General features: G+C 55.0%; 9 protein-coding genes. 1 reads left to right on the forward strand and 8 read right to left on the reverse strand.

The window, feature by feature from the left end:
• The first annotated feature begins 646 nt into the window (after nt 1-646).
• Nucleotides 647-4,861: an nSTAND3 domain-containing NTPase gene (locus tag ABAC460_RS50230; RefSeq protein WP_023454861.1), complete on the forward strand. Its 4,215-nt coding sequence runs from the start codon at nt 647-649 to the stop codon at nt 4,859-4,861.
• Between the two features lie 386 nt (nt 4,862-5,247).
• On the opposite strand, the gene ABAC460_RS48550 is transcribed toward ABAC460_RS50230, so the two are convergent.
• The 8 genes from ABAC460_RS48550 to ABAC460_RS42240 all read right to left on the reverse strand — a co-directional run bounded on the left by ABAC460_RS48550 (nt 5,248) and on the right by ABAC460_RS42240 (nt 15,608).
• The gene (locus ABAC460_RS48550; RefSeq protein ID WP_023454862.1) at nt 5,248-6,372 is read right to left on the reverse strand and encodes an HNH endonuclease; all 1,125 of its coding nucleotides are present in this window, start codon (nt 6,370-6,372) and stop codon (nt 5,248-5,250) included.
• A gap of 281 nt (nt 6,373-6,653) precedes the next feature.
• Entirely contained in the window at nt 6,654-7,796 is a 1,143-nt protein-coding gene (locus tag ABAC460_RS42210) for a PIN-like domain-containing protein (RefSeq protein ID WP_031237254.1), read from the reverse strand.
• 529 nt (nt 7,797-8,325) lie between these two features.
• Entirely contained in the window at nt 8,326-10,002 is a 1,677-nt protein-coding gene (locus tag ABAC460_RS42220; protein WP_031237255.1) for a DEAD/DEAH box helicase family protein, read from the reverse strand.
• On the reverse strand, nt 9,999-12,350 hold the full coding sequence (locus ABAC460_RS42225) for an ATP-binding protein (RefSeq protein WP_023454866.1): 2,352 nt from the start codon (nt 12,348-12,350) through the stop codon (nt 9,999-10,001). The genes ABAC460_RS42220 and ABAC460_RS42225 overlap by 4 nt, the downstream gene beginning before the upstream one ends.
• The gene (locus ABAC460_RS49205) at nt 12,343-12,822 is read right to left on the reverse strand and encodes a very short patch repair endonuclease (protein WP_369794126.1); all 480 of its coding nucleotides are present in this window, start codon (nt 12,820-12,822) and stop codon (nt 12,343-12,345) included. Before ABAC460_RS49205 ends, ABAC460_RS42225 begins: the two co-directional genes overlap by 8 nt.
• Nucleotides 12,806-13,732 carry an Eco29kI family restriction endonuclease gene (locus ABAC460_RS49210; RefSeq protein WP_200863694.1) on the reverse strand — a complete coding sequence of 309 codons (927 nt, stop codon included), beginning with the start codon at nt 13,730-13,732 and terminating at the stop codon, nt 12,806-12,808. Before ABAC460_RS49210 ends, ABAC460_RS49205 begins: the two co-directional genes overlap by 17 nt.
• Nucleotides 13,733-13,819: 87 nt before the next feature.
• The gene (locus tag ABAC460_RS42235) at nt 13,820-15,022 is read right to left on the reverse strand and encodes a DNA cytosine methyltransferase (RefSeq protein ID WP_023454869.1); all 1,203 of its coding nucleotides are present in this window, start codon (nt 15,020-15,022) and stop codon (nt 13,820-13,822) included.
• Nucleotides 15,023-15,350: 328 nt separating this feature from the next.
• On the reverse strand, nt 15,351-15,608 hold the full coding sequence (locus ABAC460_RS42240) for a hypothetical protein (protein WP_023454870.1): 258 nt from the start codon (nt 15,606-15,608) through the stop codon (nt 15,351-15,353).
• Nucleotides 15,609-15,622: the final 14 nt, after the last annotated feature.

Raw genomic sequence — 15,622 nt, forward strand, 5'->3', positions numbered from 1 at the left:
ATGCGCCATTTGCCATTTTTTGTAGTTGCCGAGCCAATTTGGAGGTTTGCGCCCCCTCCCCTCCAGTAAGGTCAAGCTATAACAAATTTCCCAGAGTGTTTATTATGCGTCTTTTGACAAGCCCCTGACTCTCCTATAGAATCTGGTGATCTTAAGCTCTGGGAGCAGCAAAGTGGCCAGCGATAACCGAACGTGCAGATTTGTAGCATAAGCGGACAAAGGGAGAACTTAATCTAAGCGACGACCTCGTCGTCAAGGGCCTTTCCCACGAGCGCTGAACTCCTGCCCTGCCCTGCCCTGGCTTGCGCGTCGGTCGAGCGAAGTTTGCTCGAAAGTTGATCGATTGCTGTCATTCACCTCCCCGCTGACTAGTGCTTAGCCGGGGCCTGGACTACGTCACAGGCTCCCCGACCGAATTGGTCAAGGAGGTTTTGCCGGATCAGCCGGCATCAAACTGCTACGGATAGGGGTTTTCTAACACCCCAGAACCGCGCGTACGGTTCCAAAAAGCAATGTAATTCAAACGGTAGATTGATCCATTGCCAATTTATGATCAAAGTAGAAAATCTGCTTTGGGTTGCGATTCAATACCACGCCGGCCGCGTCCGTTGACGCGATGTGGCATTGCTAAAATAAGGGCTCTGACGTGCAAGAGGACGATACCGGCGGTGCGAACCCATCCTACCGCGGCTACGATTACCAGAAGTTGGTCACGGTCTGGATCGCCCTGGAACTAATGTGGGGCGATGGCGCGACGACACAGGAAATCATTGTCGAACCTGCATCGCACGACGACGTAAAGGCACGCCTGGACGTACCGGCCGAGGACGCAGACGCGCACATCAACATCGGCAGCGTGGAGCTTCACGTCCAGATCAAATTCAAGGGGGCTGGCCATTGGAGCGCAAAGGAGTTTGCGGCCGTCGTCAACGACAAGGAAAAGGCCGGCTCGCGCGGTCCGGCAGTGCGGGAGCGTGCGAAATCACTTCTTTTGAAAAATCCCAACCGGCGCTATCTGTTTATAACAAACACGAGCGTCGATGCCGCCTTGGCCGCTGGCCGTGTAGCCACGCCCGCCGGGCGCCCGTTGCCAACCTTCCTCCCCACCAGTCTCAATCTCAGAAATGACGCCGATAAATCGTCGCTTGCAGGCCGGTTCGCAATTATCGAACTGCTTACGCCAACAGAGGTGCTAACCCGCATTGGCAAACTCCTTACGCACCAACTCCACTTGCCCTCCCACAAGATCGGCGAAGCTGTCGAGCGTCTCAAAAAATTGGTGGAGGACCGGTTTCTTGAAGTTCCCGACCCTCTGCGAAAGACAGACATTGCCAAGGTGGTCGAAGGCCTTGGTGGCCTGCCTCATCCTGATGCGGACCTAGCTCACTATATTCAACCGAAATCTCGCGAAGATGTGGACCGCGCTTTAGCAAGCTACAATTCCGTGCTTTTGATTGGCCCGTCCGGCTACGGAAAGTCGTTGACGGCGAAAAGCCTCGCATATGATCGCCGCATCGCCACGCCGCCATTCGAAGTTATCCGTGAGACAAGCGGCATTGCAGCGATCGAGGAAGCTCTCGCGAAAGCTGGAAGATTTTTCTTCTATCTCGACGATCCCTGGGGGCAAACCGGATTAAATCGTGAGGAAGCTGCGCGCTGGACAAGGCACCTGCCGGCTCTCCTCCGAAAAGCGTCGCCGGACAAGCAATTTGTCATCACCTCTAGAACGGAGGTGTTCCGTCTTGCCATGGATGGCAACCCTGCACCCATTTGGACCGACATCTCTGTGACTATTGATGACGAGGCCTATGACGAGCGGACTAGACGGGAAATTCTTGAGGGAAAGCTTTTGGATGCAGCCAGCTGGCAACGTGACCTTGCTCGCGAACACGAAGTGCGAGTTCTGGACACACTGCGCAGCCCCATGGAGCTGGATGGGTTCACCCGACAACTCAAACTCTTAGCTCGCCCTGAATTCGCCGACGTCAGTCAGCTAATCGATCGCGCGCAAACAGAAGGCCGTAAGCAAGTCGTTTCTGACCAGGTTCGTGGGTTTGGAGACCCAGGTTTGCGTGGTGCAGCAGTGCTATGGGCATTGATGCGCTTTTCCAGAGATGTGGCCCCTGGAAGACTCCGCTCGCTCCGTCGCGCAATCGAGCGCGTCGGCTTGCCGGACATCCACTTGGATGAGTTGGCCGCCTACATGGCACCAACTCAGTTCACAAGCCGCGAGGATGGGAGCTACAATGCGCATGGCAAGGTAATCGAAGCCCTTGAAGCCTTGCTGAATAATTCTCCCCGGATCGTCGAAAATACCTTCAACGCCGCAGCTCGCGCGATACTGAACTTGATCGGTTCGGGAGCAGAATGGCACGATGAGTTGTATCGCTTGGTGTCAGGAGCCAAGGCTTTGGAGCACAGTGGCGTTGAACTGGACGCCGACGTCCTCGACACGATAGACAAATTGCTTATCCACGCACTTTTCATTCCCGATCTTACACCCGCGCAGTTTCGCAAGGCTTGGCAAGCCGCGAATTGGCACAACAGCGGGAGATCCGCGCTGGGCCGTTTAGTGCACTGGTTGGAACGTGGAGCACCAAAAAAAGATAAGAAAGGGGGATTCGCTGATCTCGGCTGGCGGCCACCGCCGGTCTCCGACTCTGACCGAAGCGACATCCTAGCGGCTGACCCCGACGGCAAATTGCTCAAAGGCTTCGTGGCCCATGTCCTGCCCGCTAGTTCTCAGGACTATGATGCCGAGCAATTTCTCCCGTGGTTAAAACCCTTCGGCGTCGACCTGATGGAAGCCTTTCTGGAGGCCGGCAACGAAGTTGCCAATACGCCGACCTTTATTATGAGCGCCGACACGATTTCCCAAGGAGCACTGATATGGGAAAGCACCCCTTATCAACAGGTCTGGACGCAATTCGAAGAACTTGAAAGCGCCGTTGACATTGTGCTCACCGCCAACCGGGAGAACCGTCGAAAAGCGTTGCAAGGGGAGCTTGATTTTGCGGTGCAGCTTCGCATCTTGGACGAAAACGATGAGGCTGGCCCTGCCCCAAGGCACTTCGGCAAGGGTTATGTTCGGGGAAGACGGCAGCGAGAAGGTTTTGAGTGGGTCAAAACCCACGTTAGGCCTGACGAAATCATCCCCCTCTGGGCCGAGGTGATGAAGACAGATTCCAACACTATTCAACCGCCAGAACTGGAGGCATTTTTTGAGTGCGCGGGCAACGATGAGGATTTGCACGCAATAGGTATCCAGGTGATTGGTGATCGGCGTTTGGCTTTTGCCAAGGACCGAGTCATTGCTGCATTGACATCTGGCGGTCCTGGCGTCCAGGAAGCGGCCTTGAGAGCGTTGAATTGGCTGGAGCGGGACGAAGATCAATCCGACGCCACTCTTTTTGAGCTATTTCCGACCCTCGACTTGATCAAGGCTGCAACCTTGGCCCCCTTAATCGCTGGTCAGCCAATTGGACCTACGAAGAGGGCGGCGTGCGCTAGGAAAATCGTTGAGGCAGCTTCGGCCGACGCGCGAGCAGCCGTTGCGCTTGCACTTGCGAACTACCTTGAACTACCCAATGAGCAGACGCTTGAAGCCTTTCGTCTGCTGCCGCCATCGGTCGCCCAGAATTTGATCGCTAACGGCCCGCGACGGCTCGCGCGTCTAATGCTGATTGTTTCGGCGGCCGAAGGTCAAGATGTCCGAGAGACGGCCGGCAACTGGCTCGCTTCGGACAACGTCCAAGACTCGACAGCGGCGATGAAGGCATTGTCATTCGTTCAAGGCCCTGAGGCCCGATCGATGATCGCCGGCGCGATGAAACATCCAGACTACGAGGTACGGCGCGAAGCCCTGGAATATCTTGCTCCGCAAGCTGATAGCCCAGAGGTTGCGGAAATTTTGAACTTGGCAAATGACGTCAGCGCTCTTGTACGGGAAAAGTTGGCCGAGACGATAGGCCAACGGCATTGGCCGGAAGGCCTCCCCATTTTAATTTCCTTGCTTGGCGATACGCGAGACTATTCGCGGCATCCGGAACACCAAATCCGCAACGAGCCAAAGTTCGCCGTTGCGCAAGCCGCTGCGACCGCCCTGGGAAAATTTGACGCGCTGCCGCCCGAGATGGTCGATCATGTGATTCAATTTTTGAAGAGAAGGGCGAGTTCATCAGAAGATGTCGAGGTGCATACTCGCCTCACGCGCCTACTTGAAAATTTTGATCATGTCGAAGTTTGGCCGGTACTTAAGGGTCTATTGCAAGATGACCGGGTGGTCGGCGGCAAGGGCGAAAACCTGTATCCCGCCCGTTATGCAGCAGCTTGGACCATCATCAAAAGACTTCCCCTGCATCCAGCTGAATTTGAGAATGCTCCCTGGCTAGAATTGGAGGTCGCCGCCGATCACATCGATCCTCAACTTGCAGGTCCCGCGCTTTGTGCGCTCGGTATCCTATTGGCAAATGAAAGTAGTGGGTCCGCGCTCGCGGCCCTCCGCGGTTCAAACCGATCTGAAATCAGAACGGCGCTAGCGTTACTGATGTTCAACAAAAAAGCCGAAGCCAAAGCCTTTGCAGTTCGATACAGCCTGCTGCCCGCCGAACACCCGCTTTGGATAGACGAACCAGACCTTTCGGACACGCAAACGAAACTTGAGCGGTGGCCGATGGCGGAAGCAGGACGCAACTGGCTCCTCTTTTCTGGATCCGAAGACGACGTAGTCCCGCTTTTGCAATGGATTGCGAGAGGTCGAACCGGTCTTGATATAGGTGACAAAGACTTTGATCCAGACGACGTAAAGAGGCAGGAGACGATACCGATAATAACAACGTCCGAAATGTTCGGGCTGGAATAGCGGGGTGTCAAGACGCGACTTCATGTTGTCGTGGGACGTCACCGAGCCTTTAGTCGACATTCTGAATCCGGGAGATCGGTCAAGAGAACAGCCACATTTTCAACGCTTTGCCATCACCGATTAGAGATAAAGGAGCGGAAAGGTGTTATTCCACTCCGACCTCAAGAATACCGGCCACCGGCTTCAGGAAAATGCGGTATCTAAAGGCGTTACAGAAGACCGCACTCGATCACCGGCCAATTTAGCTCAGATCCTTCTTACGCCAAGGGCGGCACACAGAAGACTTTAGGCGTGCCAAGGCCCCCTACGCGTCAGAAACCGACCGCCGAAAGAACGAGTCCGCCTCTCTAGCGTAACTTTTGCTCTGTCGCGAGTTCGACACGCCTTCAAAGCCATGAACTGGCCAGTTCTTTGTGTGTGACCCGGTGGCAATTGGCACATAGGCATTGCAGATCCTCCAGCCTCGTGACATGGCCAGCCTCCATGTCTTTTACTTGCACTGAGGCGTGGTGCACTTCGATACAAGCGTTGCCAACCGCCACGCCATATACTTTCGCGGGCTCTAGTAGGCAACGCTCGCAATACAGACGACCGTGTTCTGCCAGGAATGCCGCTTTCTTTTTTTGAGCGAGACCACTCGCGCGCTCTCGTCGAATGTGCGTGACGACCTTTAAGTTGCCCTCGGCGGCTTCCTTGTCGCCCTCGTCGGGTGGCCGTGTGGCTAGCTCGTTGCTGAATTGTTCGTCATTGGCGCCGGCGTTACGTTTATGCACGATTCGAAAGCCAGCAGCCTGGATGAGATCGAAGCAAGGTTGGCCCCAACCGGCACTGAAATGCGACGGATGTATTTCGATGTTGAGGGCTTCCTCCAACGCCAGGGCAAAGACTTGTTTTGGCGCTAGGCGCGTGCCGTCGTCGAGGAGAACATCATAATCCTTGGACAAATCGAAGCGAGCCGGCAGCTCTCCCGATAGCAGGCGGAAGACAGCTTGCCCGATATTGGATGCAGTTACCCGCCGCTGATCACTGTTCGCCAAGCGGGAGTGTGATGCCGCAGCCTCGACAGTGTCAGTCCATGTCACCAAGCGCAGGAGGGATATTAGATCTTGCTGATTTTGTGCAAAGGTCTCGATTCGAAGGGCTTTCGTTGAGTTTCCGCCCTTAGCGTCGGGTGCTTGCCCCATGCCCCTAGCTCTATGTGCTGCGGTTGCGGCTGCTTCCTCGTTCGAAAGTCGGGCAAGCTCGCCTACCTCAAGAAGTACACGTTCATTTTCCGGCAGACGGCGACCAACGGTGCTGTCCAGAAGTATTCGGTCTATTGCGGGATTGGCTGCGGCTTCCCCCCGCAGCCTGGAGATGATCTTGCGAAACGCCTTTTGGTAGTCGGGGTTTCGCGGCGGCCTACCACCTGCCGCGCCTCCACGGCTATGCAGAAGCACCGCAGTTCCCTCCAGCTCCACTTTTGCATCAAGGTGTCCAGCGCCGTCGTCGTCCAGAATGCCGTATAACATATCCTTACCAACCCAAATGAACCTGAGGTAAACCGCTCGCCCCGGTGACGTCGCTGCTTTAGTACCTATTCCTGATCAGTTGAGCGATACAGGGTGTGCGCCTGCGCGAAGATGGAAATGAGAATGTCTTCTCGCACAGTGCTCTCTTCAGGCTGCTTCACAGAACTGATGACGATATCACCGAGCTGAGAGACAACAGGTTCACGCAGAAAACCGGCCAGGCCCGCTGTAATGAATGGCATAGATTTGTGGCAAGGGTGGGAAACGTGGCAAAAAATCACTCATGAATCTCGATCGCCGGCCGCTGGGTCACTCGCTTGTTCGGGAGCCAAAGGCGTGGAGTGGTCGGTCGACAGCGTAGTTGACTCCAATTCGGCATTCAGTTCGCTTAGTCTGGCTCTGAGTGATGCGCGGTCAACGGTTGCCGCGATCGGCGTCATTGTTCCCGGTGCACCTGAAAGCAAACCAACGATTTGATCTCTTTCATCTTCGAGCTCCTCCAACCTTGCTCGCGCCTGGCTTGCCTCGGCGGCTTCGCTTTGTTTGCGCCTGGCGCGCTCGTCGTCCCGTAGACTTTTTTCAACTTGATTAACGCCGGCCTTGATTTCGGGAAAACGCTCTGCCGCGAAGTGTAGGAATTGCCCAAATTCATACATGTGAAAATCTTGGTCCGAACCGGCTTGAAACTCCTCGATCAATTCGGGGCGAGGGCCTAATTTCCTTCCCTTGTGAATCCACCACCAATCTTCCTTAGCGTCGTCAGAAATGAAAATGATTGGCCGTTTCTCTTCCTTTGCCTTGGCAATCATGTCTTTCCAAATAATGAGATCGCCGTACTTATCGAACTCACCTGCGTCCTTCTTCGCGTCCTTGTATCCAGGCGGAACTTTTTTAGCGTAACGATCGTCCCCCTCTTTCTTGACGGCGACCAGTTGCTCTGGTTTCCATTTTTCACCAATCCGCCCTTCCAGTAGTTGGGTGAGACGTGCGACGTCGGCTGCAATTTCTTCAGTCGGATGCGAAGCACGCGAGGCCGCCATTCGCGCTCGAAAATCCGTTGCGAACATATCCAAAGCGGCCAATTCCTTGGCAACGTTAATCGTCGGATGAGCGCGTAGTTGCCTCAGTCTCTCGCGGGCCTTTTCGATCGTTGCTTCCTGGTCTTTAATCAGGACATCGTAGGTATCTTGCGCTCCAAATTCGACATCCAAGCGATTGCGATGAAATTCCAATCCAACTTGATAAGGAGCCCAGAGGGAATCCTTGAGCGCATCGAATAGCCTCAAGAGCTCCTCACGTACCTCCGCTGGATGCCTGAGGCAGTGCAGCAAGACGTTCGCATCGGGCACAAAAATCGCAGTGCCCCAAAGTGCCGAGGCCTCGGCTGCCGATTTTGGATACCAGCCTGGATATTTGTCCCTCATGATCATTCCATCCAAGCAAGCTTTTCAATGCCGAGTCGTTGAGCGGCTTCTCTTACGAGGCCGCGCGATCGCTCTGCCTCAGTCTTCCCGCTCTCAAGGAGTACAACGCCAAACGACGAAAATGATTTATTCGCCCGACCGCGTTCGAAAACCGCCATCAAAACGGATTTCCAATCCCGGCTCCGGCCCCACCCGATTACACGGCCGTCCTCAGTCCTCCTACCGTGCGGCTTAATATAAGTGTGAACCGCAGCGTCAATACTCGTAAGCCCGAGTAACCGCCAGACCTCGGCCTCGCTTAGGGATAAACGCGCCCGAACATATGGCTTTACAAGGGAATCTTTGATGTAGACGCGTACTTTTCGTGGATCCATCACGTGGGCCAACTGCCCACCAATCGAGGCGTCTCGCGTCCAAAGCTCGTAGTAGCGCGCACGCTCGACATCCTGGAGGGACATCCAGCCGAGCTCGTCGCATTGTTGCCAGAGCGTATCCCTTAATGCGTCACGTAGGGCTGTTGAAATAGTAGTCATTGAATTCCGCCCCGTGTATGAGGCGCAGGGAAATCAAAGGCGGGCAGTTCAAGTGTAGGATCGCCTTCGCGCGTGAATAGGTCCGCCTGGTCCTTCATCCAATCAAGCATGAAAGTGCCGGCACCCTCATCGCGAAACTGGATTACGCCGGGCAAACGAAGTCGCTCGACGTCCCCTCTGACTGCCTTCTCAAGCTCGACCACCTCCGCAAGACGGCGTAGATCACTCACGAAATCGAGAATGACAACTTTCTTTTTCCTCGGACTAATTCGCAGGCCTCGACCTAATTGCTGCACAAAAATCCGTCGGCTATGCGTGACGCGCATGAAGACGATCATATCAACGTCCGGCACGTCAACACCTTCATTGAAAAGGTCGCGGGTTGTGACGACATCCAACGAGCCCTTTCGAAAAGCGGCCATTGTACGATCTCGTTCTCGCGACGTCATGTCGCCGGTTATCGGCTCAGCACGAAAACCGAAAAGCCTAAGCATCGCAGCGAAGCTTTTGGCATGAGTCACGGAAGAGCAGAATATTATCGCGGAGCGCCGAGTTTCTTTGTCGAAGGTTTCCCGAATCGCTCGCGCCGCCTCCTCGTCGCGCGTTGGTAGCAGTAGCAGCTTGTTGAGCTGCGTGATTGAATAGCTATTACGTGAGTGTGATCGCACAAACGACCAGTCGATATTATCCGCGAGCAACCGATAATCGGCCTCGCAAAGAAATCCCCGTCTGAGTCCTTCCGCGATACCTATTCGAATAACAGGCGGCCCCAACAACTGGTCAATATCATAGCCGTCGCCTCGCCACGGTGTCGCCGTGACGCCGCCGATCATCGCCTCCGCCATTTTATCCGTTACCCGGCGAAAAGTATCGGAGCCGACATGGTGGGCTTCGTCTATCAGCACGACCCCGAATTCGGGTAAATCGTCCAGCCGAGACACAGCGCTTTGGACAGTCGCGAATGTTATTCCATTCCACTCACTTGGAAATTCGCCCCCGATCAAACGGTGCGTCGGGACCCATTTTGGAAGTTGGTCCCAAAAAGCTCTTTGCAGCTGATCAACCAACTCTCTGGTTCCAGCGAGCACCAACGCCCGCCCACTGCGGATTGCTTCATCTCGAAAAAGCTGGGCGATGCTCTCAGCGAGGACTACCGTCTTTCCAAGACCGGTCGCGAGTACAACTTGCCCGCGTCCGGTTTCACGCAAAGAGCCGACAAAGCGATCGACGGCGTCAAGCTGATAGTCGCGGAGATCGCGTCTGCTGGTCGGATATTCCGGACTACGTCGCGCCATCTCTAGCAACGTAGCCGGCTCGAGAATGCCGATCTCTATACCCAGCGCGGCCCAGCGCCGAACCGCCGCATACATCGCCGGTCCTGCGCGGCGGCTTGTGGCGACGTAGAGCCGATCAGCTTGATAGTAACGTGCCGCTTCGCCGACCTGATCTACGGCGTTTGACGAAGGATAGCCGTTCGTAGTGAATTTACACTGGATCACCCACAGTTCGGAGTTTTTTACGCCGAGAACATCCGCACCCGCATCGCCTGATCCGCCAATTAGCCTAACATCCTCAAACCCGTTGCATACAAGCAGTCGCGCGACATCCCGCTCAAAGGCCTGCCATGGCCCCCTCAGCAGTCGTTGGGTATGGAGGAACGGTTCTGCTCTCACTCTGCAACATCCGGTCTTAGGAGTCGAAGCGAGCAAGTCGCTCGGATGACAGTATCACGCGAGGCGCGCGCAAGATCCGCTGGCGTTTGATCAGCGAGCCATATGGCGTCGCCAAGATAAGCCTCGTAACGGGCGACTGTAGCAGCCTTGGCTTCGTTCGTTACTTCGGCCGCCCCGAAGTCAAGGACGTGATATGCATCCTCCCAGTATTTTCCATCAAGAAATAACTCGGGATGCCGCAAGAATAACCGGCGAACTGTGCCGCCGTCCGCATAATCCCAGTATCGGCCGTCCTCGATTAGCGCTCTTGGATCGGCAACGCCTCGACCAGCCATTCGGCGTGCGATTCCTTCTTTCTCACGATCAGTTAGTTCTCCATACATACCCTCTGCCGAATTTCCACCCATGAGGCCAGCCACGGAACGACAGATGTCGCTCAGTGTATTGCCTGCAAGTGCAATAATTTCCTGCTCGTCTAACCGAGTGTCACGACAGTATTCGGCACGAAAATCCGAGAGCACGCTTGCTGGTGTCGCATCCTGACTGTGCCCGCGCAGAAACTCGATTGTGCGATAGGTCAGATCAACGAGCAAAGCGTCTAAGGGCGTCATTGTTGAAGATCGAAATACGTCATGCGCCGTATCGACGAGATACGAATAGGTGCGCGTCGCCACATTATCCAAGCGGATCGCCCATGGTTGACCTGTCGGTAATTGCGGGTCAGCGGGATCGACGACAAAGGCTTCTACATCAAACTCGGCGCGATAGGTCGGATGAACGTACTTTCGCGTGAGCTCGAAAATCGGGCGCCTCGCGGGAGGCGGCGCGGGGATAATTGGGCTGACTGCAGGAGCCTCTTCCCCGCTGGTTGCCGTGTCGTCACCGTCGTTGCCGTCCTGCCCTTCCGCATCGGCGTCACCACCAAGAAAACCTGGCGGAATCGCTGAATTGTCGCCCCCGCTGGAGGTGTCTCCCAAAATCTTTGCGTCCTGCTCCTCGACAAGCTGCCACCAACGCTCGTCCGTCAGGTAGTCAGCTTCAGCATTGGCGAAGAAACCTCCCATTTGCTGAGCGCGATCATTATCCTGAACGACCATAATCCGGGACCAAAGACCATTCTTGCCTTGAGGGCTGGTGCGGCGAAACGCTTGAAACAGCTTGTATAGTGGGCTTTGGTTGCCATCGAAGCCCTTTTGGCGCGCCGCATTGGGTCGCAATGGACCCTCGCCACGAACCACGCGCATCATCTCTGTCCAAGCTGGATCGTCCCGTTCGAAGCGGTTCTTGGTGTAACTTACCTGGCAATGGTCGAGATGGATTTCTCCTATGAAGCGGCCGCGGCTTCGCGGATCATCGATTGGATACTCGACCTCCTGAGTTTCTCCATCGTTCCAAACGAAAAGGTCCTTACTCCCAATTTCAATCTTTCTGCCATTTCTGATGAAGTCGATTCCGAAGTCGGTCTTATCCAAATATCTTTGGAGACCGACCCAGCCCTTCACTCTTCGCGGCGTCTCTACGATTGTGCATTGCGCGCTTCCGGTAGGGCATTGCTCCTGATCGCTCGTCAACGTACGCATACAATGCTCGCAATATCGCCGAGGGGCTAAAGCGACATCAAACTGTTCGACCGCCCCGACCATTGTACCATCAGGAAGCTCGACCGTACGGCTTGCATCCCAGACACAGGGGCGAAGCGGCATAACCCTCGCTCCTCCCAGGATCAGTCTGATGGCTCCCGCTTCTGAATTTGACAACAGAGCCGAATATGTCTTGGCCAAATGTTTCTTGATGGTCGCGCGATTGTTCGCACGAGCCAGATAGCCGCGCTGTTCGGGTTTCAGCCGTGTAATAACGATCTCGGTACCGTGATCTTCGTGGTTCGACTTAGCCCTAGTCTGACGGGGTACCTTGTAATTTCCGGACGCTCGGAGCTCGTCCAGATCAATTCGAACACCAACCTGCTCTGGATCGCCGCGTCGACTTGTCCAGACCTCGGTAACGATACCGAGCCGCGCGGTCGAGATGTTGAATCCCATTCCAAAAAGCCCAAGCTTTGACAGCGGATCATTGCCCGACCAGCCCGCCCGTAAAGCGTTTTCCAAGGTCTCTAGGGACATGCCCGGTCCGTTGTCCTTAACGGACACACGTGCGCTCTCGGTATCGGCGGTCGGTATGCTAACTGCTATCTCAGGCTTAGTTATGGGGGCGCCTGCCCTTGCGGCATCAATAAATCCGTCGATGGAATTATCAATTAGCTCGGCCAGGCATCGCCATTGCTCGAGATTAATTTCACCGAGCATCTGCAGCACCCGCGGCGCAGGTGTGAGATCAAGTTCCTTATTCATTTGTTTGCCTTTGTCCCGTCTTCAAAACGGGATTTATTTCCGCCTCGGTCGGCGGTATTGAAGTTTGAAGTTTTGCGATCAATCGCGTTAAGTCACCCGCTTTTGTCTCGCACTCCCAAACCTCCAAGACGGTCCAACCACTGCTTTCAAGTGCGGCGCGTGTCTTTTCATCTCGAACCCTGTTGCCTTCAAGTTTTGGCCGCCAGAATTCCAGCCTCGACTTTGGCATTCTAGCCAGCTTGCAGCTTGGATCTGGATGTTGGTGCCAAAAACATCCGTGGACGAATAGCGCCATCCGTCGGCTCCGAAAAACCATGTCGGGCTTTCCGGGCAACTCCCTTGCGTGGAGCCTGTATCGCAATCCTGCCGCGTGCAACGCTTTACGCACGCGCATTTCTGGTTTGGTATCGCGCCCTCGTATGCGCGACATATGCACACTTCTCGCTAAATCCGTGTCATACGTCGTCGACACCGCCAGCCTCGTTCAGTTCCGGGCCCACGACATTTTCGCCCACCGGAGGCACCTCCGGCTCAGTTAATGGCGGGCCTTCTTGCCGGAACCCTTCCAATAACTCCTCTAACAATGCCGCGTGATCGCGTTTGGCCGGCACTTTTTGTAAAGTCGCGTTGATACGTTCCTGGATTTCGGCTGGCGTCAGAGAGTCGACTAGGCGCTCATCAAGAGCCCACGCCCTCCCAGGATGCACAACATCCCAAGGAGAACGCTTATTGGCACGGGTCGTTGCCGCATCACCGTGCTTGCTCATTCCCCAGCAAGCTTTTGTTTCCGCATTCCAGATGGGCCAAAACGTTCGGATCAAATGCTTTTCTGCCACTAGCTGGGCATTGGTGGCACATACCAGGCGCCGGCAAAGAAAATCATCGAGCTTTAAGGGTGATAAATAGTCAGGCAGTTGCGGGGAATACGTGGCGGCTGTCGCTATGGTACCCGCATGCTCCAATAGGCGGCCTGTCAACTTGGCCCCTTGTTCGCGAACTGTACTAGCGTCATCATTCGCTGGGTCCGCCTTACCCACATAGATTGGCGTCTCCGTACGCGTTATGCCTGCGTAAAGCGGATGGTCGCCGCGATAATATATCGCATAAACTCCCGAGCCATAGGCAGGCTGCACAGATCCTAGTCGAACCAATGGCTGCGCAAGCAGCGCGATTGATACCATGCGCCCAATTGCTTTTGGATCCGCTGGATCGAAGCTAACCATCGGCATTTGAATAGGATCGGTGGCAGCTCTCGCTGCCTCGACGGCCGCCGCATGTGTCGCCAACCCGTCGCGGATCCGGCGAACAACCTGGGCCGGAGGATTATTGCCTCCAAGCGCCAACACTGCGGAAAGAGCATCCTCAAGTTGCTTGATCGCCAAGCGATCCGGGGCTAGCGCCATGGGTTGTTACCTTTCCCGTCGACAATAGGCGCTTGATCAACCTCGTTTTCGACTCATTGCCGCAACCTACGCCACGCGACGCATTGAAGCTACACTTTTGGGTGAGCCGATCTGTTGTTTAAGCCACTGGCCGGATACTGCCCCTAATTCTGATGGAACGGCATTCCCAAGTTGGCGCATGCTGACGGACCACGCCCCTGGAAATTCATAGTCGTCCGGCAACCCTACAAGCCTTGCCGCCTCACGAGTTGTGAAGTATCGGACAGAGCCGTCATCCCTAACCATCATATTTTCGCCACCCGGAACGCCATGATCGCCGGCTTTCAAAGCTTTCGCGGGCAAATCAAGGAGGCTACCGGTATGCCCTGGATATATTTTCGCCCCGGGCTGTAAAACGTGGTTACGCTGCCCATTCGGCTCGCCCAGCCCTTTTAAGGCGTCTCTAAGCGTAACCCACGGAAGCCCTGCGGGCTCAACTCCCAAATATCTCAATCGGTCCACTCGGACTTGGTCTTGCTGCATCGTTGCCGTATACCGCTTTTTCAATCCGTGTCTGTCCCAGTATATTCCCGAAACATACTGGTCCCAGAGTAATTTATCACGCGAATGGGTCGCTGGCATTGGTGACGGATATACGCCCTGGTCTTTCCGAACCCCAAATATGAGCACTCGATGCCTAATCTGTGCCGCGCCGAAGTCCGCAGCATTAACGAGCTGCCAAATAACAGAATAATCCTCAGCGCTACCGGATCCTAAAAGCCGAACTCGATGCTCGTCATGGGATTCGCTCGCCTCACGGGCGATGTCTGGGCGAGCCAGATGAGCGATTATCCAGTCGAGATAGGGGCGAAACCTTGGTCCCGCGATATTGCGCACGTTTTCAAACAGGAAAAATCGGGGTTTGGTTTCACGAATTGCTCGAATTGCTTCCGGCCACATATCGCGCTGATCATTCTGACCAAGCTTCTTTCCGCCAATGCCGAAAGGCTGACAAGGCGGGCCGCCTGAAACTAAATCGAGCGCACCCAAGCTCCGCCAATCAATGTCGCGGACATCCTGCAGGTGCATTGGCCAATCGCGGATATGCGCGACACCCTTGTGCTTATTATGCAAGACAGTGCTCACTGCCTCCTTGTTGAATTCCACCAAATAGCTGTGCTTGAAGCCCGCGTGGGAAAGTCCCAAAGCTAAGCCTCCGCAACCGGCGAAGAGTTCAGCGCTTTTCATCTTCGCCTCCAGGTATATCAAGGGGTAATCGTGGGCCGCCATCGGCGTCTTCTAAAAACTTCTCAACGGCTCGGCGGACGAGCCAAGCGACCTTCACCCCTTGAACCTTTGCCAAGCGGTCGAGTTCGACTTTTTGCCTGCGAGAAAGTGTTGTGGTCACTCTTTCCGCATCTCGGCCATCTTTGCCCAATTCAAAGCCTCGCTGCAATCCGCGGCGTTCCGCGGCAGATCACGTTAGGATCGAATCAATTACCGTTCAATTAAAAACCGCTGCTGACATAGAACAAAAACAGAACAGAAGCAAGCAAATTTAACCCTATCGGGAGGGGGTGGCAATTATACGCCACTGTTATCCAATCCGTTCGTCAGCCTATTCATCGGCCATAACCAGAGACACCCCACCGGGAACGCTCTCGCGGGCCCGCTTCGTCGAACCATTTAAATCTACGGCGTCGAATATCCTTCGTTCCAATTCGGAGCGTCGTGGGTCAGATTCGTCCTGCCAGATTGCCAGTACCGCCTCATCGCCAATATTCATATCGGTCTGAAAGGACGCAACCGCGTCAGCTGCCTTTTCCTCGTCCGTATAGTCATACAAACGGTCGGCTATGTCCACTATCACGGTCATTGTTCATGCTCCTA

The sequence above is a fragment of the Asticcacaulis sp. AC460 genome (assembly GCF_000495795.1).
GTDB lineage: Bacteria > Pseudomonadota > Alphaproteobacteria > Caulobacterales > Caulobacteraceae > Asticcacaulis.